Annotated in this window: 14 protein-coding genes; 8 read left to right on the forward strand and 6 right to left on the reverse strand. The window is 71.1% G+C overall.

Annotated features, from left to right (window positions below; all coding sequences use genetic code 11):
• Positions 1–13: 13 nt before the first annotated feature.
• Positions 14–1,528: an Asp-tRNA(Asn)/Glu-tRNA(Gln) amidotransferase subunit GatB gene (gatB, locus tag ACFU5O_RS12235; RefSeq protein ID WP_384239299.1), complete on the forward strand. Its 1,515-nt coding sequence runs from the start codon at positions 14–16 to the stop codon at positions 1,526–1,528.
• Positions 1,529–1,658: 130 nt separating this feature from the next.
• Here gatB and ACFU5O_RS12240 read toward each other — a convergent pair whose 3' ends face one another.
• The 3 genes from ACFU5O_RS12240 to ACFU5O_RS12250 form a co-directional block, all read right to left on the reverse strand.
• Positions 1,659–2,621 (reverse strand): RimK family alpha-L-glutamate ligase, encoded by a 963-nt coding sequence (locus ACFU5O_RS12240; protein WP_384239301.1) that lies wholly within the window; start codon positions 2,619–2,621, stop codon positions 1,659–1,661.
• Positions 2,618–3,946 (reverse strand): MFS transporter, encoded by a 1,329-nt coding sequence (locus tag ACFU5O_RS12245; protein WP_384239303.1) that lies wholly within the window; start codon positions 3,944–3,946, stop codon positions 2,618–2,620. Before ACFU5O_RS12245 ends, ACFU5O_RS12240 begins: the two co-directional genes overlap by 4 nt.
• Positions 3,947–4,301: 355 nt before the next feature.
• Positions 4,302–5,210, reverse strand: a complete 909-nt coding sequence (locus tag ACFU5O_RS12250; RefSeq protein ID WP_384239304.1) for a hypothetical protein — start codon at positions 5,208–5,210, stop codon at positions 4,302–4,304.
• A gap of 193 nt (positions 5,211–5,403) precedes the next feature.
• Between ACFU5O_RS12250 and ACFU5O_RS12255 the strand changes: the two genes are divergently transcribed.
• From ACFU5O_RS12255 to ACFU5O_RS12275, 5 genes are all read left to right on the forward strand, one after another.
• The gene (locus ACFU5O_RS12255) at positions 5,404–7,500 is read left to right on the forward strand and encodes a phosphocholine-specific phospholipase C (protein WP_384239306.1); all 2,097 of its coding nucleotides are present in this window, start codon (positions 5,404–5,406) and stop codon (positions 7,498–7,500) included.
• Between the two features lie 263 nt (positions 7,501–7,763).
• The gene (locus tag ACFU5O_RS12260; RefSeq protein ID WP_384239674.1) at positions 7,764–10,175 is read left to right on the forward strand and encodes an MMPL family transporter; all 2,412 of its coding nucleotides are present in this window, start codon (positions 7,764–7,766) and stop codon (positions 10,173–10,175) included.
• 75 nt (positions 10,176–10,250) lie between these two features.
• Positions 10,251–10,814, forward strand: coding sequence for a GNAT family N-acetyltransferase (locus tag ACFU5O_RS12265; RefSeq protein ID WP_384239308.1), 564 nt, complete (start codon positions 10,251–10,253; stop codon positions 10,812–10,814).
• A gap of 179 nt (positions 10,815–10,993) precedes the next feature.
• Positions 10,994–11,152: a hypothetical protein gene (locus ACFU5O_RS12270; RefSeq protein WP_384239309.1), complete on the forward strand. Its 159-nt coding sequence runs from the start codon at positions 10,994–10,996 to the stop codon at positions 11,150–11,152.
• 72 nt (positions 11,153–11,224) lie between these two features.
• Positions 11,225–14,278, forward strand: coding sequence for an AAA family ATPase (locus ACFU5O_RS12275; RefSeq protein ID WP_384239676.1), 3,054 nt, complete (start codon positions 11,225–11,227; stop codon positions 14,276–14,278).
• 38 nt (positions 14,279–14,316) lie between these two features.
• On the opposite strand, the gene ACFU5O_RS12280 is transcribed toward ACFU5O_RS12275, so the two are convergent.
• From ACFU5O_RS12280 to ACFU5O_RS12290, 3 genes are all read right to left on the reverse strand, one after another.
• Positions 14,317–14,493 carry a DUF6191 domain-containing protein gene (locus ACFU5O_RS12280; protein WP_384239311.1) on the reverse strand — a complete coding sequence of 59 codons (177 nt, stop codon included), beginning with the start codon at positions 14,491–14,493 and terminating at the stop codon, positions 14,317–14,319.
• Between the two features lie 14 nt (positions 14,494–14,507).
• Positions 14,508–15,668, reverse strand: coding sequence for a PQQ-dependent sugar dehydrogenase (locus ACFU5O_RS12285; protein WP_384239313.1), 1,161 nt, complete (start codon positions 15,666–15,668; stop codon positions 14,508–14,510).
• Between the two features lie 220 nt (positions 15,669–15,888).
• Entirely contained in the window at positions 15,889–16,896 is a 1,008-nt protein-coding gene (locus ACFU5O_RS12290) for an aldo/keto reductase (RefSeq protein WP_384239314.1), read from the reverse strand.
• Between the two features lie 90 nt (positions 16,897–16,986).
• Here ACFU5O_RS12290 and ACFU5O_RS12295 point away from each other — a divergent pair, with 90 nt between their 5' ends.
• Entirely contained in the window at positions 16,987–17,925 is a 939-nt protein-coding gene (locus ACFU5O_RS12295; protein ID WP_384239677.1) for a 2-hydroxyacid dehydrogenase, read from the forward strand.
• A 398-nt stretch (positions 17,926–18,323) separates the two neighbouring features.
• On the forward strand, positions 18,324–21,200 hold the full coding sequence (locus ACFU5O_RS12300; protein ID WP_384239316.1) for a putative bifunctional diguanylate cyclase/phosphodiesterase: 2,877 nt from the start codon (positions 18,324–18,326) through the stop codon (positions 21,198–21,200).
• The last annotated feature ends 147 nt before the right edge of the window (positions 21,201–21,347 follow it).

Raw genomic sequence — 21,347 nt, forward strand, 5'->3', positions numbered from 1 at the left:
GGAAAGTTTCACCGTGACCGTCACGACTGACCTGGTGTCGTACGAGGACGCCCTCGCGTCGTACGACCCCGTCATGGGCCTCGAGGTCCATGTCGAACTCGGCACCAGGACCAAGATGTTCTGTGGCTGCTCGACCGAGCTGGGCGCCGAGCCCAACTCGCAGACCTGCCCCACCTGCCTCGGCCTGCCCGGCTCCCTGCCGGTCGTGAACGCCGTGGGTGTCGAGTCCGCCATCAAGATCGGTCTCGCGCTGAACTGCGAGATCGCCGAATGGTGCCGCTTCGCCCGGAAGAACTACTTCTATCCGGACATGCCGAAGAACTTCCAGACCTCGCAGTACGACGAGCCGATCGCCTTCAACGGCTATCTGGACGTCCAGCTCGAGGACGGCGAGGTCTTCCGGGTGGAGATCGAGCGCGCCCACATGGAGGAGGACACCGGCAAGTCGACGCACGTCGGCGGCGCCACCGGCCGTATCCACGGCGCGTCCCACTCCCTGCTGGACTACAACCGCGCCGGCATCCCGCTGATCGAGATCGTCACCAAGCCCATCGTGGGTGCCGGTGAGCGTGCCCCCGAGGTCGCGAAGGCGTACGTCGCCGAGCTGCGCGAGCTCATCCGTGCGCTCGGTGTCTCCGAGGCCCGGATGGAGATGGGCCAGATGCGCTGCGACGTGAACCTCTCGCTGATGCCCAAGGGCAGCTCGACGTTCGGTACGCGCAGCGAGACGAAGAACGTCAACTCGCTGCGTTCCGTCGAACGTGCGGCCCGCTTCGAGGTACAGCGCCACGCCGCCGTACTGGGCGGCGGCGGGACGATCGTCCAGGAGACCCGTCACTTCCACGAGGAGGACGGCTCGACGACGTCCGGCCGGATCAAGGAGGAGGCCGAGGACTACCGGTACTTCCCGGAGCCCGACCTCGTCCCGGTCGCCCCGTCCCGCGAGTGGGTCGAGGAACTGCGGGCCGGACTGCCCGAGCTGCCGCGGGTGCGCCGCAACCGGCTCCGTGAGGACTGGGGCATCTCGGAGCACGACATGCAGTCGATCCTCAACGCGGGGGCGGTCGACCTGATCGTCGCCACGATCGACGCGGGTGCCGACTCCGTGTCCGCCCGGAAGTGGTGGATGGGTGAACTGGCCCGTAACGCCAACGAGTCGGGCACGTCGCTCGACGAGCTGCCGATCACCCCGGCGCAGGTCGCCCGGGTCACCGCGCTCGTCGCCTCCGGTGACCTGAACGACAAGCTGGCCCGTCAGGTCATCGAGGGCGTCCTCGCGGGCGAGGGCGACCCGGACACCGTCGTCGAGAAGCGCGGCCTGAAGGTCGTCTCCGACGAGGGCGCGCTGGGCACCGCCGTCGAGGAGGCCATCGCCGGCAACGCGGCCATCGCGGACAAGATCCGCGGCGGCAAGGTCGCCGCGGTCGGCGCCCTGGTCGGCGCGGTCATGAAGGCCACCCGGGGCCAGGCCGACGCGGCGCGCGTCAAGGAACTGATCCTGGAGAAGCTCGGAGTCACCGAAGGCTGATCCTCGACCGGTCGCACGGAGGGCGGGACACCGACAGGTGTCCCGCCCTTGTGCTGTGGGTGCTTCCGCGTTCGCCCTACAGCTTTCCGTCCTGCGGTGTTCGGTCCCGCGGTGTTCCGGTCCTTCCGGATCAGGAGGCGGCCGGCTCGCCCGCGTCCTTCAGCCGGTCGCCGATGCAGGCGATGAGGGCGTCCTCGACCCGTGAACGCTGAGGTTCGGGCAGATCCTCGTACGCCGCCGAGATGGTCATCCACTCGTTGAGCACGGGCCCGGCCGGTGAGAGCAGCCAGTCCACGCACAGGTAGGGCGCGTCGAGGCTGCGCGCCAGCCGCTCGCTCATCCCGGACACCTCCGCCGGCACCTCTCCCGGCAGGGCCGAACCCGTACCGCCCTCGCTGACATTGGCCAGATAGCTGCCCTCGGCGGGTTCACGCAGCAGCGCGGCCACGAACGTGCCGTTGTGGACGTAGACCCGTACATCGCCGGAGTTCGGACGGAAAGGCTGGACGATGCATCCGAGCGCGCCCGGCGTGAGCAGATCGATGGCCGCGGTCAGCTGTTCGAAGGTGTCGGCCTTCAGCACGCCGTACCCCATGGCCATCTCGCGGGGCTTCACCAGATAGCCGTCGGCGCCGTCCAGCCGGGCGGAGACCGTGGCGAGGGCGCGGCGCGCGTAGCGGCCGAAAGGGATGGACACGCTGGGCAGTACGGGTATCCCGAGCGTACCGGCGTGGTGGTACATGGCGAGCTTGTCGTTGCCGAGCGCCTCCGGGTCCTTGATGCCGTCGTTGAGCAGAACGCTGTCGGAGGCCCGGATCGTACGGGCGATCGCCTGGAGGTGACGGCCGGCGCCCGCGTCCCAGGTCCAGGAGGACAGGATGAAGCCGCGGCCCTTGCTCAGGAGATCCGTTTCGCCCTGCCACAGGCGGGGGCCGTCGTTCCACGCGGGGACGATCTCGTTGGCGTGCACCACGGTGAGGTCGAAGCCCCGCGACCTGAGGAGGTCGACCCGCTCGGAGCCCGCGCGCCGGAGCCGTTCCTGGACGACGGGATCGTAGTTGTCGGGGCAGGTGATCCAGACGAGCTCGGTCATGTTCGCTCCTTGTCGGTGATGTCGGCCTCGGCGGAGACCGGGCCGGGGTCCCCGGGGCCCGAGGCGACGGGATCGCCGCCGGCGCCGGTGAGCGCCGCATCGACCGGCAGCGAGCGCAGGCCGCGCAGCGGGGAGAGGAGAAGCCAGACGACCGCCAGCGACGTGCCGGCCGCCCCGACCCACACGGCCTGGCGCACGCCCGCGATCTCGGCGATCGCACCGCCGCACAGCGCCCCGAGCGGCCGGGCTCCCCAGGCACAGAACCGCACCGTGGCGTTGACCCGGCCGAGCAGGGCGGCCGGGACACTGCGCTGACGGAAGCTGACCTGGGCGACGTTGTAGAGGACGAGCCCCGCTCCGAAGGCGAAGCTGGAGAGACTGACCAACCCCAGCCGCCAGCCCGGCTCGGCCAGGGCCGAGAGCAGGGTGAAGGGGGCGGCGACGGCCACGCTGAGCTTGACCGTGGTGCTGTCGCCGAGGGCGTCGATGATCCGGCGGGCCACGAACGTGGCGCCGAGACCACCGAGGCTGCCGAACGTGAACAGCAGCCCGATCGTGCCGGCCGGTACGGCCAGGTCCTGGGCGAGCAGGACGAGGAGCATCGCGTACCCCATGCTCCAGAAGAACGTCATCGTGGTCGAGCAACAGACGAGCGGACGCAGGAAACGGTCGGCGACCACGTACCGCACCCCGTCCGCGACATCCCGGTGCAGGCGCGCGTCCCTGTCCCGGACCGGCCTGGGCTCGTGGTCCTTGATGAACGTCAGGCACACCGCTGACCAGAGATATCCGAGGGCCGTGCCCATCAACGCCAGGGGCGCTCCGGCGAGCTGGATGACGAACCCTCCCGCGCCCGGGCCCGAGACCGCCGCCACCTGTTCGACGCCGACCAGCTTGGCGTTGGCCGGGACGAGTTCCTGGGGACCGACGAGATGGGGCAGGAAACTCTGGTCCGCTATGTCGAAGAAGACGGTCAGCACGCCGGTCGCGAGCGCGACGCCACACAGATAGCCGATCGACAGCCCGTCGAGGGCCCACACGACCGGCACGCTGCCCAGCACCAGGGCCCGGCCCAGATCGGTCACGATCATCACCGGCCGTTTGCGCATCCGGTCCACCCATGCCCCGGCGGGCAGCCCGACCAGCAGAAACGCGGCGGTCTGACTGGCCGACACCGCACTCACCTCGAACGGCGACCCGTGCAGTGTGGTCGCGGCGAGGAGCGGCATCGCCAGGCTCATCAGCCAGAAGCCCAACTGGCTGAGCGACTGCGCGAGCAGGAGCTGTCGTAACCCTGTGCCGCCGGACTTCCTGTACGTCTGCATCGCGGTGCTCACCACCGTGCCTCGGGGACGCGCCGGGGCACGCCGGAGTACGGGCGCGCAAGGCGATCACGTCTGGGGGGTCAGGGCGAGCAGAATCTAACGGCCGCGGAAACGGCCGCACAAGGCAGCTCGGGGCGGGCGAGAGGGGACTGAGAGATCCCGCTTCCGTCCGGAGGTCCGTCCGGAGGCGCCGGTCCTTCGACGCTCCGGTGCCGAACCCGCGCCCGTGCGTACGCCGCCGGCTCCGCACGCGCCGCCGGGAAACCGTCAGGGTGCCCTTCGCGTCCGGCCATGCCGCCCGGACGCCTCGCCCGGACGCCTCGCCCGGCCGCGCTGCCCGGCCCGCGGTACGCCCTCAGCCCGTCCGGATGCCCAGGCCCGGGAGCCACAGCTCGCCCCGGTCGTTGACGCTCACATCCCGCGCCTCGAGTTCCTCGGGAGAGACTGCGCCTCGCGCCCTCAGCTCGGCGACGGTCAGACGGGCGGCCGCTGCCGCCGAGCCCTCGTCCGCCTCAAGGAACGCCGACTGCCACCAGCCCCGGTCGCTCGTCTGCCAGCCACGCATCATCATCTGCCGCTCGCGCTCCGGCCCCTGTTCGGCGTCCCGGTCGTCGACGGCCACCCCCAGCCCTTCGCCCGGGCTGTACGAGACGACCACATGGCGCCCCCTGTCCCGGCGGGAAAGGATCATGAAGCCGGCCCAGTCGCCGGGCACCTGCACCGGGAGCTGCTCCGCCCAGGCCGCGAGCATCAGCTCGAGACCGGTCTCCAGATGCTCCCAGCAGCCGGCGAGCCGCGCACCGGGCCGGGTGACCGGTCGCTCCCCCGTCCCGCCCCGGTACAACTGCCAGACGTACGGCAGGAGATCGAAGTCATGCGGCTCCGCCGCCGACCCGGCGCCGCTCCATTCGAAGCTCCGGTACTCCTCGGCCTCCAGCGCCTCGGGACGGTGCACCGACAGCCGGGCGCCGAACCGGTCGCCGGACAACAGCACCAGCCGGCGGTCGTCGCGCCAGCGGATGCTCGGCCCCTGCGCAGAACCGCCGTAGAGCGTCGGCTCGCCGATCCGGGCCACGATCGCGTCGTACACCTCGCGGAAGGCCTCGCGCCGCTCCATCCGCCCGGCCCCCGGCCCGTAGGACACGACCGTGACCGGCGGGCGGCCGAAGTGCTCCTCCGGTGCGTCGTACAGCTGCCGGCCCAGCCAGGCAGCCTCCTCCGGTGAACTGACGGCGATGGTCTTCGATGCCCCCGTATTGGTCATGTGTCCATGCTGCCAGGCGTTGCTGACAACGCTGCCATTTCCAGATCTTCCGACTCCGGGCCGGACGGCGTGATCTCGCCTGGACTCCCCGCAGGTCGTCTTGGACGTTCATTCGGCTGTCGTCCACGGGTCTTTCCGGCGCCATCTGCTCTCACTAGCTTCCGGGCGGTAACGCGCGACTCAGGAGGATCACTTGGCCACGGACATCTCACGGCGACGGCTGTTCGCACTCGGCGGGGGCGCCCTCGGTGCCGCAGCCGCCGGGTCCCTGCTGCCGCCCTCGCTGCAGACGGCGCTCGCCCACCAGCCGCCGTCCGGCGGACTGCGTGCGATCAAGCACGTGGTGGTCCTGATGCAGGAGAACCGCTCTTTCGACCACTACTTCGGCACCCTGCGGGGCGTCCGCGGCTTCGGCGACCGCAACGCCGTCGAACTTCCCTCAGGGAAGCCGGTGTTCGAACAGCCGGGCCCGCTGCGCACCGTGCTGCCCTTCCCGGTGCGCGACGCCGCGGAGACGCAGAAGAAGGACCTGCAGTACATAGGCGACCTCGATCACTCCTGGAGCGGTGGGGGCAAGGCCTGGCGGGACGGCTGGATGGACGGATGGGTCTCGGCCAAGACCGCCGCGACCATGGCCTACTACGACCGCCGGGACATCCCGCTCCACTACGAGCTCGCGGACACGTTCACCATCTGCGACGCCTACCACTCCTCGATCCATACGTCGACGAGCCCCAACCGCAACCATCTGTGGAGCGGCTGGACCGGCTTCGAGGCCGACGGCAGCCGCGCCGTGACCAACGCCGCGTACGCCGAGGACACCCACCCCGGCTACCCGTGGCCGACGTACGCCGAGCGTCTGGAGAAGGCCGGCCGCACCTGGAAGACGTACCAGGAGTGGGAGAACTTCACCGACAACAACATCGAGTTCTTCACCACCTTCAAGAAGATCGCGCGGAAGGCCCTCGCCAAGGCCGGCGGCTTCACCTTCATGGAGGCCTTCTACGCGAAGGTCCGCGACACCGCCGACACCGCGGAGCGGGCGCGGCTGCTCGCCGCCCTGGAGGAGGGCGTGGCCACGCTCACGAAGGAGGAGCGCTCGCTCTTCGAGCGCGGGCTGCGGCGCGGCGAGACCGGGTCGCTCGCCGAGCAGTTCCGCGCGGACGTGGCCGCCGGCGAGCTGCCCGAGGTGTCGTACCTCGTACCGTCCGCGATCGACTCCGAGCACCCCGGCTCGTCCTCGCCCATCGCCTCCGCCACCCTCGTCTACAAGGTGCTGGACGCCCTCGGCTCGCACCCCGACGTCTGGCGGCACACAGTCGTCCTGATCAACTACGACGAGAACGACGGCTTCTTCGACCACGTACCCCCGCCGGTCCCGCCCGCCGACAACACCGAGGAGCGCTGGCAGGGCAAGCCCACCGGCCTCGGCATCCGCGTGCCGCTCCTCGTCGTCTCGCCGTGGACCGTCGGGGGCTATGTGTGCTCCGAGGTCTTCGACCACACCTCGGTCGTCCGCTTCCTGGAGAAGTGGACGGGCATCGAGGAGCCGAACATCACCTCCTGGCGGCGCACCGTCACGGGCGATCTGAGCTCGGCCTTCGACTTCCGGCGCGGGCACCCGCAGCCGGAGGTGGAGCAGCCCGGAGAGATCCCGGCGTTCACCGGCCGCTGGCGCCCGCAGCCCCCGCTGGTCCAGCACATGCCCGTGCAGGAGCCCGGCACCCGGCGAGCCCGCCCGCTGCCGTACCAGCCGGACGCCTCCGCGAAGCTCGCCGGCGGCGCGCTGACGGTCTCGCTCAGCAACACGGGGCGCGCGAGCGCCCACTTCGCGCTCTACCCGTACGCCGGTGAGTTCCCCGTCCCGCAGCACAAGGACGTCAAGGGCAGGGCGCAGTGGAGCGTGCCCCTCGCGGGGGACGCGTACCGCTTCACGATCACCGGGCCGAACGGCTTCCGGCGTGAGTTCGCCGGCCGCGCCGACGGCGCCGGGGCCGAGGTCACGTCGCGGATCGACCACCACGACCGCGATCTGCACCTCACGTTCCGCAACAACGGTGACCGGGCCGTCACCTTCACCGTCCGTCCGCTCGGCTACGTCGACGAAGAGGACCTGCGGGACTGGACCAGGGAGCTCAAGGTGAAGCCCGGCCGCAGCCGCAGCGTCGTCCACTCGGCCGCCGACGCCCACGGCTGGTACGACGTCGAGGTGACCGCCGACGGCGACAGCGGCTTCCGGAGGCGCCTGATGGGCCACATCGAAAACGGGCGCCCCAGCGTCTCCGGCTGATACCCAGGGGTGCGCGGGAGCGGGGATCCCGTTCCGGAGCTTCCGTGCACCCCTGCAGGTACCACCATGAATGTGAGTATCACCACGAACAGGGCGAACGATCACCAAACGATCACCGTCTCCTGAGAGAGTGAGCCCCCGAAGGTCGTGCGTTCTTTGCGGGCAGTTCCCAGTGAAGATCCAGGAACCCACAGGGAGCTCGTCCGTTGGCAGCCATTGCCCGGTGGTGTGTGAGACATCGCCTTCTCGCCGTACTTCTCTGGCTGCTCACCCTCGGCGGTGTCACGGCCGCGGCTGTGTTCGCGGGCGCCGCGTACTCCAACGACTACGAGGTGCCCGGCACCGAGTCGGGCCGCGCGACCGAGTTGCTGCGGGAGGGATTCCACGGGCAGGGCGGAGCGAGCGACACCGTCGTCTGGCACACACCCCGGGGGAGTGTCAGGGCCGCCGCCGTCCAGCAGCCCATGAAGAAGGCGCTCGACGAGATCGCCGGACTGGACGGGGTCGCCTCGGTCATCGGCCCCTACGACAGTGCCGGTGGCGCTTCCAAAGGCACGGCCGAGGTGAGCAGGACGGCCGAAGCGGGCAAGGCGAGCAGGCCGGGCAAGGCGAGCAAGCCGGGTAGGCCGGGCAAGGGGGACCGGGCGGGGAGCGCGGGCGCCGCAGGCAAGCGCGACGATGTCGCCGCCGACAACGCCGCCGACAACGCCGCCGACAACGCCGCCGACAACGCCGCCGACAACGCCGACGCCGGGAAGACCGGGAAGACCGGCGCGCAGGCCACCCGTTCCTCCGGCACCGGGCAGATCAGCGAGGACGGGCACACCGCCTACGCCACCGTCACCTTCGACAAGCGGGCCGACCAGATCCCCGAGGCGCAGGCCCGGGCCGTCGTCGCAACGGCCGAAGCCGCCGAGGACCACGGGCTGCAGGTCGAACTGGGCGGCAGCGTCACCGCCCTGACCGAGGCGCCCTCCGCACACATCGCAGAGGCCGTCGGCGTGGCCGTCGCCGCCGTAGTCCTCTTCCTGGCCTTCGGCTCGCTCGCGGCCAGCCTGCTGCCCATCGCCACCGCACTCGTCAGCGTCGGCACCGCCTACTCGGGCATCGTGCTGCTCGGGCACGCCATGGCCGTCGCGGATTTCGCGCCCATGCTGGGCCTGCTGATCGGGCTGGGGGTGGGAATCGACTACGCGCTGTTCATCGTGACCCGGCACCGCAAAGGCCTCCGGCGCGGACTGCCCGTCGCCGAGGCGGCGGAGCATGCCGTGGCGACCACCGGGCGCGCCGTCGTGTTCGCCGGAGCGACCGTCTGCATCGCCCTGCTCGGCATGCTCGTCCTGCGGCTCTCCTTCCTCAACGGCGTGGCGATCGCGGCCTGTCTGACGGTCCTGCTCACCGTGGCCGCCTCCGTGACGCTTCTGCCCGCCCTGCTGTCCTTCATCGGGATGCGCGCACTGGGCCGGCCCGAGCGGCGCAGGCTCGCCAGGCGCGGCCCGCGGCCCGAGCTCCCGACCGGATTCGCCGCCCGCTGGTCCGTCTTCGTCGAACGCCACCCCAAGCTGCTCGGCTCGGTCGCGGCCGTGGTGATGCTCGTCCTGGCGCTGCCCACGTTCTCGCTCCATCTCGGCACGTCCGACCAGGGGAACAACCCCGCCTCCAGCACCACCCGCAAGGCGTACGACCTGATCGCCGAGGGATTCGGGCCCGGCGTGAACGGCCCCCTCACCCTGGTCGCCGAACTCGACGGTGCCGACGACCGGCTGGCGCTCGAGGGACTGCCCGCTACGCTCCGGGACACCCCTGGCGTCGCCTCCGTCGGGCCCGTCACGTACAACGGCAGCACCGACACGGCCGTCCTCACCGTCGTGCCCGAGACGTCACCGCAGTCGGAGCGGACCAGCGCGCTCGTCGACCATCTCCGTGACGACGTGCTTCCCGCGGCGGCGAGCGGCACCTCCCTCGACATCCATATCGGCGGTGTGACCGCGAGCTACGACGACTTCGCCGAGATCATCGTGGGCAAGCTGCCGCTGTTCGTCGGTGCCGTCATCGCACTGGGCTGTCTGCTCCTCCTGCTCGCCTTCCGTTCCCTCGGCATCCCGCTCAAGGCCGCGCTGATGAACGTGGCCGCCGTCGCCTCGGCCTTCGGGATCGTCGTCGCGGTCTTCCAGTGGGGCTGGGGGAGCGAACTGCTCGGTCTGGGCAGCGCCGGGCCGATCGAGCCCTTCCTGCCGGTGATCATGGTCTCCGTGCTCTTCGGTCTCTCCATGGACTACCAGGTGTTCCTCGTCAGCAGGATGTACGAGGAATGGCTGGAGACCGGGGACAACCGGCGGGCGGTCCGCGTCGGACTCACCGAGACCAGTCGCGTCATCAACTCCGCGGCGGTCATCATGATCTCCGTCTTCCTGGCGTTCGTCCTCAGCGGCGACCGGGTCATCGCGATGTTCGGCATCGGCCTGGCCGCGGCCGTCGCCCTGGACGCCTTCGTCCTCCGTACGCTCCTGGTGCCCGCGCTCATGCACCTGTTGGGCGGCGCCAACTGGTGGCTGCCCCGCCGGCTGGACCGGTGCCTGCCGCGGATCAGCATCGAAACTCCCGGGAACCGGAAGCGTGCACATGCGAAGATCCCGGAAATACGTGTGAGCGAGGACAGCCCGCTCGCGCGCTAGCCCGGCGCCCCAGCACCCGGGCGCCCGGGCGCCCAGGTACCTCAGCACCGGGGCACATCGACGAGAAGGAGCGGGATGTTCTCCATATCCCTGGGAGACGGCGCGGAGCTGGGGCCCATCGGCCCCTGGCAGAGCGAGGAGTTCCTCGCCCATGTCGACCGGGCTCGGGAGTACACCGGACCGTGGGTTCCGTTCACGGTCAGGGTGACCGACCTCGAGTCCGCGCGCACCTTCCTCCAGGACTTTGCCGACAAGCAGGCCGCGGACACCGGCTGGCTGTGGACGATCCGGCTCGACGGAACCATCGTCGGCGGCGTGCTCTTCCGGATCTTCGACACCATGACCGAGTGCTGCGAGGTCGGGGTCTGGCTGGAGCCCTCCGCGGCCGGCCGGGGACTGATCACCCGGGCCGTCGAGCACATCGTCGACTGGGCCGTGGACGAGCGCGGTATGCACCGCGTCGAATGGCTGGCCTCCTCCGCCAACCACCGCTCCGTCCGCACCGCCGAGCGGCTCGGCTTCAGCCGCGACGGGGTGCTCCGCGAGAGCTTCCCCTGGCAGGGCGTGCGACACGACATGGAAGTCTGGTCCGTCCTTGCCCCCGACTGGCGCAAACGGCCCCGGGCCGGCCGTTCCTGAGTACCGGAGGGGCATGCCTTAGGCGGGCCGGTGAACCGGACCCCGCCGCCTAAGGCCCTTGCGCCGCCAAGATGCGGCAGGCTCCCGATGTGGCCGGACCCCCTGGGAGACGAGAGTTGAGGCATCGCAGAGAGCGAGGCTCGCACGAGCCACTCACCCCTCGCCACCAGGAGAACCACATGTTCGAGTACGAGCTGCACCAGGTGAACCACGCCGAGCTGGTCCGCCGGGCCGACACCGAGCGGCTGGCCCGTCAGCTGCGCCAGGCCCGCCGATCCGCGGACAACGCCCCAGAGGGGCGGGTGAACATCAGGAGCCGGTTCCAGCGGGCCGCCTGAGTCCGCGCCATGACGGTCATCCCGATGGTGGTCACCCCGAAATCCGGTGCCGTCGAACCGGACGGCTGTGCGATGCTCGGCGACGTGGAGACCAGGTCCGTCAGTCCGGTGTTCGTCGGTCGCACCGCCGAACTGACCGCGCTCAGCCATGCGCTCGCCCGCGCCACAGCGGGCGAGCCGCAGGCGTTTCTCGTCGGCGGTGAGGCGGGCGTCGGCAAGACCCGGCTCATCGAGGAGTTCCGCGACGAGGCCTGCCGCAGGGAAGCCGTCTTCGCCATCGGCGGCTGTGTGGAGATCGGCGCCGACGGGCTGCCGTTCGCGCCGTTCTCCGCCGCACTGCGCAGCCTGCGCCGCGGGCTGAGGGACGAGTTCGCCGCGGCGGCCGCCGGACGGGAGGAGGAGCTGGCCCGGCTTCTGCCGGAGCTCGGCGAGGCGGCACGCCATCAGGTCCGGCACGACGAGGACAGCATGGCCCGGCTCTTCGAACTCACCGTCCGCCTCATGGAACGCCTGGCCGCCGAGCGCACGGTCGTCATGGTGCTCGAGGACCTCCACTGGGCCGACGCCTCCACCCGCCATCTCCTCGCCTACCTCTTCCGCACACTGCGCCGCGGCCGGCTCGTCGTCATCGCCACCTACCGCGCCGACGACATCCACCGTCGCCACCCCCTGCGGCCCCTCCTCGCCGAACTCGACCGGCTGCGTACCGTCCAGCGCATCGAGGTACCCCGGTTCAGCCGCGACGAGGTGGCCCGCCAGATGGCCGGAATCCTCGCCAGCGAGCCGGCACCGCCCCTGGTCGACGACATCTTCGAACGCTCCGACGGCAACGCCTTCTTCGTCGAGGAGCTCGCCGTGGCCGCGGGCGAAGGATCCCCCTGCGAGCTGACCGACTCCCTCCGCGACCTCCTTCTCGTCCGGGTCGAGAGCCTGCCCGAACACGCACAGCGGGTCGCCAGGATCGTGGCCGAGGGCGGCTCCACCGTCGAGTACCCGCTGCTCGCCGCCGTGGTCGGCCTCTGCGAGGACGAGCTGATCGAGGCCCTGCGCGCCGCCGTCGGCGCCAACATCCTGCTCGCCACCCCCGACGGTGACGGCTACCGCTTCCGCCACTCGCTGGTGCGCGAGGCCGTCAGCGACGACCTCCTGCCCGGCGAGCGCTCCCGCCTGAACCGCCGCTACGCAGAAGCCCTGGAAGCAGGTCCGGGACTGGTCCCCGCCGACCAGCGGGCCGCCCGGCTGGCCAGCTACTGGTACTACGCACACGACGCAGCCAAGGCCCTCCCCGCCGTGCTCCACGCCTCCGTCGCGGCCCGCCGACGGCATGCCTACTCCGAGCAACTCGGTCTGCTGGAACGGGCGATGGAGCTGTGGGACGACACCCCCGAAGCCGTGCGGGCCGAACTGCGGCCCGTCGACTACGCCGAGGTCTACCCGCCCTGCGGCTGCGACGCCGCCACCACCCCGCTGCGCTATCTCGACCTCATGGCCGAGGCGGCTGTCGCGGGCCGGCTCAGCGGCGAGCGGGAACGCGCACTGAAGGTCATCAAGCGGGCCCTGCGGCTGCTGGAGGAGGAGAACGACCAGCCCACCGGTGCCGGCGGCAAGGACCCCCAGCGCGCCGCATGGTTCTGGGCCCAGCGCTCCAGGCTGGTGCAGAGCCAGTCCCGCGGCGACGGCTGGAAGGAACTCGCCACCGCGCTGGAACTGGTGCGTGGACTGCCGCCGTCCGAGGTGCACGCCGAGGTCCTCGTCGCCGTCGCGGGCTGGTGCATGCTCCATGAACCAGGACCCGACGCATTGGCCGCAGCCGAACGCGCCGTCGAGTACGCCCGGATGGTCGGCGCCGACGAGATCGAGATGAACGCCCGGATCACCCTCGGCGGTCTCATGGTCGACGCCGGTGATGTGGAGGCCGGACTCGCCGAGATGTACGAGGTGAAGGACCGGGTCGCCGAGCTGGGTTTCGCCTTCCTCGTGGGCCGCAGCCATGTGAACCTCCCCTCCGTCCTGGAAGGCGTCGGCCGCTCCGAGGAAGCTGCGCGCATCCTCGAAGAGGGCCTGGTGCTGTCCAGGAAGTACGGTCTGCTGGACTCCGAGGCGTGGGTGTGGGGCAATCTGTCCGAATCGCGCTATGCCCTCGGCCACTGGGACGCGGCGGCCGAGGCCGCCGCGCACGCCGAGCGCGTCGGCCCGAGCGCCAAGCCGCGAGGCATGGGCGCATCCCGGCTCGCCTATCTGGCGCTCGCGCGGGGTGACATGCCCGAGGCGGCCCGCCGGCTCGCCGCGGCCCGCGACCACTACGGCACCCATGACCCCATGCCGCAGCAGTCGATACCCCTGGCCCGCATCGCGGTCGGCATCGCGGCCGGCGAGGGCCGCATCCTCGACGCCCGCGCGGAACTGGACCGTGCCGTGGCCGCCGGATTCCCGCCCGGCACCCAGCGCTACGCGTGGCCGCTGCTGCTCGCCGCGGCCACGGCCGAGGCAGACGCCCGCGGGCTGCCGGCCGCAGAGGCGGGCCGAGCCGAGGCACTCGCCGCCATCCGCCGCGCCGCCAAGGCCGTGCCCACCGCCGTGCCGGTCTGGATCGCGTACGCCGAGTGGGTCCGCGCCGAACTGCTCCGCGCCGAGAACAGCGACACCCCGGACGCCTGGGCCGCCGTGATGGACGCCTTCGCCACGGTCGACCGCCCCTACGACGTGGCCCGTGTCCGCCACCGTTGCGCCGAGTCACTGCTGGCCGCCGGTGAGCGGGACCGCGCCTCCGGGCTGCTGCGCCAGGCTCATGAGACCGCGGAGCGGCTGGGAGCCCGCCCGCTCGCCGAGGACGTCGCCCTGCTCGCCCGGCGCGCTCGCCTCCGGCTCACCGAGCCCTGCCCCCAGGCCGTCGAGGCGGCCGCGCCGGCCCCGGTGGAGGAACTGGGGCTGACCCCACGCGAACGGGACGTCCTGCGCCTGGTCGCGGTCGGCCGCACCAACCGCCAGATAGCCGAGGAGCTCTACATCTCACCCAAGACCGCGAGCGTCCACGTCTCCAACATTCTGGCCAAGCTGGGTGTGACCGGGCGGGGCGAAGCAGCCGCGCTCGCCCACCGTCTGCGCCTCTTCCCCGCGACCGCCTGAGGCCCCCGAGCGTCCCGCGCCCGGCCGGCGCGGGACGGTCAGGCTTCCGGTTCCGCGCGGCGCGTGCGTATGACGACCTTCCCGGAGGCCAGATCTATCTCGCCGTGCCCGGGGTCGCCGTCCCCGACATCCACCCGCGTCAGCTGCAGCCGGTTGCGCTCGTCCTCTGTGTGCTTGCGGCCGGGCGCGAAGAGCTCCTCGATCAGGTTGAACACAGGCCGCCCACCTCTCACTCCACCTCGAGACGCAGAATCCTGTCGTCTCCTGCCTCGGGTGTGCCTCTGGTGTCCGTCTCGCTGGTGACCAGCCAGACGGCCGAGCCGCCGCCGGCCCCGCCGACCGGCAGGACGGTACGCAGACGGCCGTACTCTCCCCGGAGGAACGACTGGGGGTCCGCGGAAGGTTCCGCACCGGCCAGCGGGATCCGCCACAGCCGCTCGCCCCTGAGGCCGGCCATCCATATCGATCCCTTGGCATAGGCGATTCCGCTCGGCGACGCCTCGTCCGTCCGCCACTGGGCCACCGGGTCCACGAAGCCGGACCTGCCGCCCTTGCCCTCCACCTCGGGCCAGCCGTAGTTCTTGCCGGGCTCGACGAGATTGAGCTCGTCCCAGGTGTTCTGGCCGAACTCGGCGGCCCACAGCCGTTTCCGGGAGTCCCAGGCGAGGCCCTGCACATTGCGGTGCCCGTACGAATACACCACGGAATCCGCCCAAGGGTTGCCGTGCACCGGCTGCCCGTCCGGCGTCATCCGCAGAATCTTGCCGCCCAGCGAATCCTTGTCCTGCGCCAGGCCTGTGTCGCCCGTCTCACCCGTGCCTGCGTACAGCATCTTGTCCGGGCCGAACGCGATCCGGCCGCCGTTGTGGACGATGCCCTTGGGAATGCCCCTGAGGACCGTGTCCGGTGCGCCGAGCTGCTGCCCCGCCGGCTTCTTCTCGTCGTACAGCATGCGGGCGATGCGGTTGTCCGACGCCGTCGTGAAGTAGGCGTACACCAGATGGTCCGAGGCGAAGGACGGCGAGACGGCGAGGCCCATCAGGCCTCCCTCACCGGCAGGCGCGACACCCGGAACCGAGCCGATCCCGGTCTTCCTGCCGTTCGTCGCGTCGACGCGTGTGATCGTGCCCTCGTCGCGCGACGAGACCAGCAGATCACCGTCGGGCAGCGAGGCCAGGCCCCACGGGGACTTCAGATCCTTGGTCAGCGTCGCCGCCACCTTCACCGTCCCCTTCGCGGGCGGGGGTCCGGGAGTGGCGCCGCCGCTCGTGGCGGGAGAGGACGCGGGGCGCGAAGCCGCGCCGTCCCCGCCACCCGTCCCGCCCGTGCCGCCGCCGGACGAGCACCCGGCGGTGAGCAGCAGGGCGGCAGTGGCCAGCACGGCCGTCACAGCTGGACGTTGCACTGTTCTTGTCCCTTCGCCGGGGGAGCGGGCTGTGTGCGAGCCCCAGGAGCCGCACGTCTACTGTTCATACACCGCAGCGCCGCCCCAGGTTCCCGATCTCCGCGCGGGAGCCCCGAGACAGGCACTCAGGGGATGCCTTTCGGATCCTGCCGGACTCCCGTGCCCTGGAACGAGCCATGATCCGGCCCGATCCGGAAGACGCCGTCTAGTCCCAGGATCCCCTGGCCGGCGGCAGTCCCGCGATCTCCGCGACGTCCCGCGTCGTCAGCCCGAGCCCCGAGGCCGCCGCGTTCTCCACGGCCCACCGTTCCCGCTTGGCCCCGGGCACCGGCACCACGTGCCGGCCCTGCCCCAGCACCCAGGCCAGCGCGACCTGAGCCGGAGTCGTCGCCGCCCCGTGCCGCTCCGCGATCCTCCGCAGTCCCACGACCAGTGGCTGGTTCGCCGCCATCATCTCGGCCGTGAATCGAGGGTGCCGCGCCCGCAGATCGTCGGGCTCGAAGCCACCGCCGGGCGTCAGTGTCCCGGTCAGAAAGCCGTTGCCCAGCGGCATCGCCGCCAGGAAGCCCACACCGTGCGCCTCGCACCAGGGCAGCAGCGCCGACAGAGCCTCCGGCGACCACACCGACAGCTCCGCCTCCACCGCGCTGACGGGGAACACCTGCTGCACCCGCTCCAGTTGCCGGATCGTTCCTGCGTAGAGTTCGGACGGACCCGCGCCCGGTCTGCGCGACGCCCGTGCCCCCACTGCGCAGAGCCCGAGAGCGCGTACCTTCCCGGCGGAGACCAGATCCGCCATCGCGCCCCAGGTCTCCTCCACCGGAACCTCCGGGTCCGCCCGGTGGAGCTGATAGAGGTCGATCACATCGGTGCCGAGCCGCCGCAGCGACGCGTCGCACGCCCGCCGCACATATCCCGGCCGCCCGTTGGCGACGATGTGCTGATCGCCGACGAGCAGCCCGACCTTGGTCGACACGAACGCGTCGGCGCGCCGCTCCTTCAGAACGCGCCCGAGCAGCAGCTCATTGGTGAACGGGCCGTACATGTCCGCTGTGTCGAGCAGATTCGCACCGGCGTCGAGCGCCGCGTGCACCGTGCGAAGCGAGCGGTCACCACGCTGCTGCGAGCCGGTGTACGCCCAGCTCATCGGCATGCACCCGAGGCCGATCGCGCCCACTTCGAGCGCCGCCGCGCCGATTGTCCTGCGCTCCACCTGCCCGTACCTCTCCTTGTGCCGGCCCCAAAACTAACGTCTGGCTCCCGCCGGCCTTCGCATAGCCTCCTGACCATGACTGCAGCAGATGTGTGGCTCCCCATCCCGGCCGAAGAGATCGAAGGGCTTCCCGCTCACGCCGGGTCGGGCCTCAACTACCGATTCTGGAACGGCGAAGAGGACTTTCCCGCCGATCCCGCCGACTGCGCTTTCTATGTCGTCCCGTACATGAAGGGCACGGAGGTCGCGGTGCGTCCGCTGGCCGCCATGACCTCCGTGCGGGTGGTCCAGACCCTCTCGGCGGGTATCGACCATGTGCAGCCCGGTCTCGGATCGCTGCCCGCGGGCGTACGCCTCTGCAACGCCAGGGGAGTCCACGAGGCGAGCACCGCCGAACTCACCCTCGCCCTGATCCTGGCGTCCCTGCGCGGAATTCCCCGCTTCGTGGAGGGGCAGCGCCAGGAGGAGTGGCGGGCCGGCTTCTATCCGGCGCTCGCCGACAGGTCCGTGCTCATCGTCGGATACGGCTCGATCGGCGCGGCCATCGAGGACCGGCTCGCGCCCTTCGAATGTGCGCGGGTGGCGCGCGTCGCGCGCTCGGCCCGCACCACGGAGCGCGGTGTCGTGCACCCACTCTCCGAACTGCCCGCCCTGCTGCCAGAGGCCGACGTGGTGATCCTCTCCACGCCGCTCACCTCGGCGACGCACCACCTGGCCGATGCCGCCTTCCTGGCCCGGATGAAGGACGGTGCCCTGCTGGTCAACGTCGCCCGCGGACCGGTCGTCGACAGCAAAGCGCTGCTCACGGAGCTCGAGAGCGGCCGGATCACCGCTGCCCTCGATGTCACCGACCCGGAGCCGCTGCCGCCTGGGCATCCTCTCTGGCACGCTCCCGGCGTGCTGATCAGTCCTCATGTCGGCGGCTCCACTTCGGCGTTCATGCCGCGCGCCAAGCGCCTGCTGGCCGGGCAGATCACGCGTTTCGCGGCCGGCGAGCCCCTGGCGAACGTGGTCCTGACCACCGGGTAGGCCCAGGGGAGCGCGTCCGGCCCGCCGGGGCGGAGGAGCGGAGCCCCACCACCCGGTGGACGTCTCCCCGCACCCGGCGGACACTCAGGGGAGTCGCTCGGATGCACCGCGTGTCGACAATGCTCCATCTCGTCACTGAGAGTAGAGAACCCCTGTCCCTGAGTGACGAGACTGGTGTATCGTCCCGAGTTGGGGGCTGCGTCGTGCACGGGGCGGCGCCGCGGAGCGACCGGACTTCGAGGGGGGCGACGGGCGATGCACGGCCAATGGACCAACGATCCGACGCGGCAGGGGTGCCGCCGACCAGTCTCGCGCTTTCCGAAGCGCGCCCCGGAACGCGCCCTGAAGCGCCGTCCGCGAGGACGGCGCCGGCCGAAAGCTCTGTCAGGGGCGGCGCGGTGAGTGCCCCGGGAGCCGTTCTCACGCGTTCGCCCGTCTCCGAGGGCAGCACGGGACGGCTGCCCCAGGTCCTTCTCGCCCTCGCCGCCGGCGGTTACGCGACGGGCGCCGCATTCGGGTGGGGCTCCGTCCAACTTGCCCTGTTCATGGGCGACTTCGGGCTCAGTTTCGCCGCCCTGCTCGCTTCGGTGTCCTGCTGCGTCTTCGCCCGCACACGCGGTGTCCGGTTCCGGCCCGCCTGGATACTGTTCTCGTTCTCCTCCGCGATGGCCGCATGCGGAAACGCGGTCTGGGGTTGGTACGAGGTGGTCCTGGGCCGCCCGGTGCCGAGCCCTTCCCTCGCCGATCTGTTCTTCCTCTGCTTCGCGCCGCCGGCCATCGTCGGTCTGCTCGTTCTCGCCAAGCGGCCCGTCACCCGGGCCGGCTGGGTGTGCCTCGCGCTCGACTCATGGCTGATCGGCGGCTCCCTGCTCACGCTCTCCTGGAGCCTCGCGCTTGCCCACACCGCGCACTTCCAGGGGGAGAGCGTGGCACAGGTGGCGCTCTCGCTCGCCTATCCGCTGCTGGACATCGTCCTGGTGAGCATGGTCCTCGCCCTGCACTTCCGGAGGTCGAACGCCAACCGGCCGGCGATCAACACCGCCATCGCGGCCCTCGCCCTGACCGTCCTCTGCGACGCGCTGTTCACCTCACCGCTGCTGCGGGAGAGCTACCGATCCGGCCAGATGCTGGACGCCGGCTGGTTCGCCGGGTCGCTCCTCCTCGCGTACGCGCCCTGGGGAGTGCGTCGGCTGGAGGCCGGTGCCCAGCCCCCACGGGGACCCCGGCCGGCCGGTCATCCGGCGTTCAGCCGCCCCATCACGGGCTCGCTCGCCGCTCTCACCCCGTATCTGGCCGCCGCCGTATGCACCCTCGGCATTCTCTACAACGTGATCGAAGGCCGCCGGGTCGACCGGGTGGTGGTCTTCACCGGCTGCACGGTCGTGATGGCACTGGTCGTCCGGCAGGGCATCATGCTGCTCGACAACATCGCGCTCACACATGAACTGGCCCAGAAGGAGAACCACTTCCGCTCCCTGGTCCAGGGCTCCAGCGACGTCATCATGATCGCCGCGCCGACCGGCGTGCTGCGGTACGTCAGCCCCGCAGCCGCGGGCGTCTACGGGCGGGACGCCGACGAACTCATCGGCTCCGAGCTCGCGTCCCTCATCCACCCGGAGGACCTCGGGCGGGTCGTCCACGAGGTGCGCCGTTTTCTGGCCGCTCCTCCCTCGGAGGAGCCCACGACCCGCATCGAGTGCCGCTTCAGATCCGGCACCGGCCAGTGGCTGAACGTCGAGTCCACCGTCAACCGCCACCAGGGCGGGCTGATCTTCAACAGCCGGGACGTCACGGAACGAGTGCGCCTCCAGGCCCAGTTGCAGCACAACGCCGAGCACGACCCGCTCACCGACCTGCCCAACCGCGCGCTGTTCACCGAGCGGGTCCGCAAGGCCCTCGGCGGCCGCCGCGCGAGCGACCCCGGCACGGCCGTGCTCTTCATCGACCTCGACGGCTTCAAGGGGGTGAACGACCGCCTCGGCCATCAGGCCGGGGACGAGCTGCTGATCCAGGCCGCCCGCCGGCTCCAGGAGTCCGTACGGGCAGGTGATACCGCCGCCCGGCTCGGGGGCGACGAATTCGCCGCCCTGATCCTCGGCGACGGCACCCGTGACCGCTCGGCCCGCGAGCACCAGGTTCGGGACATCGCCGACCGGCTGCGCCTCATGCTCTCCCAGCCCTACCGCGTGGAGGGCAACGAGGTGCGGGTCGCCGCGTCCATCGGCGTCGCCTTCGCCGAGCCCGGCATCAGTGCGGGCGATCTGCTGCGCAACGCCGACCTGGCCATGTACCGGGCCAAGGCGGGCGGCAAGGACCGGGTCGAGCTGTACGCCCCTCAGATGCAGGCCGAGGTCGTCCGCCGTACCGAACTGGCCACCCGGCTGCGCACAGCCCTCCACGACGGCGAGTTCGCCCTGCTCCACCAGCCCGTGGTCAACCTCACCACCGGCCGGATCGCCTCCGTCGCCGCGCAGGCCCGCTGGCGCTCCGCCCAGGGCATCCTCTTCACGCCCGCGGAGTTCCTCCGGGTCGCCGAGGACAGCGACCGCACCGCCGAGCTCGGCCGCTGGCTGCTCGAGGAGGCCGTCGAGCAGGCCGCCGAGCGCAGCCGCCTCGGGCACGCGATTCCCGTCTCGGTCCGGCTCTCCGCCCGCCGGCTGCTGGACCGGTCGATGCCCCTGGGATCGATCGAGGCCCTGCTCACCCGGCACAGCCTGCCGTCCGGCTCGCTGGTGCTCGAGCTCGCCGACAGCGATCCGAGGATCTCCTTCGACGAGCTGGAGCAGCGCCTCGTCGGTCTCCGCAGGCTCGGCGTACGCATCGCCCTGGACGGCTTCGGCAGCGGCTACGCCGCGATCAACGCACTCCGCCGGCTCCCCGTGGACGTCCTGAAGCTCGATCGCGGACTGGTCGAGGGCGTCGTCGAGTCCGCGAGGCTGCACAAGATCACCGCGGGGCTGCTGAGGATCGCCTGCGATCTCGGCATGCAGTCCGTGGCGGACGGAGTGGACGGCCCGGAGCAAGTGGTGGCTCTGCGCGCCATGGGCTGCAGCCACGGCCAGGGGATGGCATTCTCGGGTCCACTGGACGAGCACCGGCTGCGCCGTGCCCTGGTGCGCGGGGTGTATCCGGTGCCCGGAGGCACCGACGCGGGCGCACTGCCGGTTCTCACCGGGGGCTGCCTGCCCGTACGCCGTTCGGCGGCGACCGGTTCCGAGGTCATCGGCCGTGCGCCGATCCGCTCAAATAATGAGACGCCTGTCCCACCCACTTGACAGTGATATGCCGCCGGGGGGAGGGTCAGTGCCATGCGCACCCGAATTCTCGTACTTGGAAAGCGCGTCGGCTGAAGCAGGTCCATGCATGGACCTGCAGACCACACCGACGCGCTCCCCTCGCTTGCCTACCGGCACGAGGGGTTT

Source organism: Streptomyces sp. NPDC057445 (genome assembly GCF_042802855.1).
Lineage (GTDB): Bacteria > Actinomycetota > Actinomycetes > Streptomycetales > Streptomycetaceae > Streptomyces.

What these genes read in the sequence shown, in the direction of transcription:
- ACFU5O_RS12240 (WP_384239301.1), bottom strand. Translation starts at nt 2,621, where the DNA reads ATGACCGAGCTCGTCTGGATCACCTGCCCCGACAACTACGATCCCGTC.
- ACFU5O_RS12245 (WP_384239303.1), bottom strand. Translation starts at nt 3,946, where the DNA reads ATGCAGACGTACAGGAAGTCCGGCGGCACAGGGTTACGACAGCTCCTG.
- ACFU5O_RS12250 (WP_384239304.1), bottom strand. Translation starts at nt 5,210, where the DNA reads ATGACCAATACGGGGGCATCGAAGACCATCGCCGTCAGTTCACCGGAG.
- ACFU5O_RS12265 (WP_384239308.1), top strand. Translation starts at nt 10,251, where the DNA reads ATGTTCTCCATATCCCTGGGAGACGGCGCGGAGCTGGGGCCCATCGGC.
- ACFU5O_RS12270 (WP_384239309.1), top strand. Translation starts at nt 10,994, where the DNA reads ATGTTCGAGTACGAGCTGCACCAGGTGAACCACGCCGAGCTGGTCCGC.
- ACFU5O_RS12275 (WP_384239676.1), top strand. Translation starts at nt 11,225, where the DNA reads ATGCTCGGCGACGTGGAGACCAGGTCCGTCAGTCCGGTGTTCGTCGGT.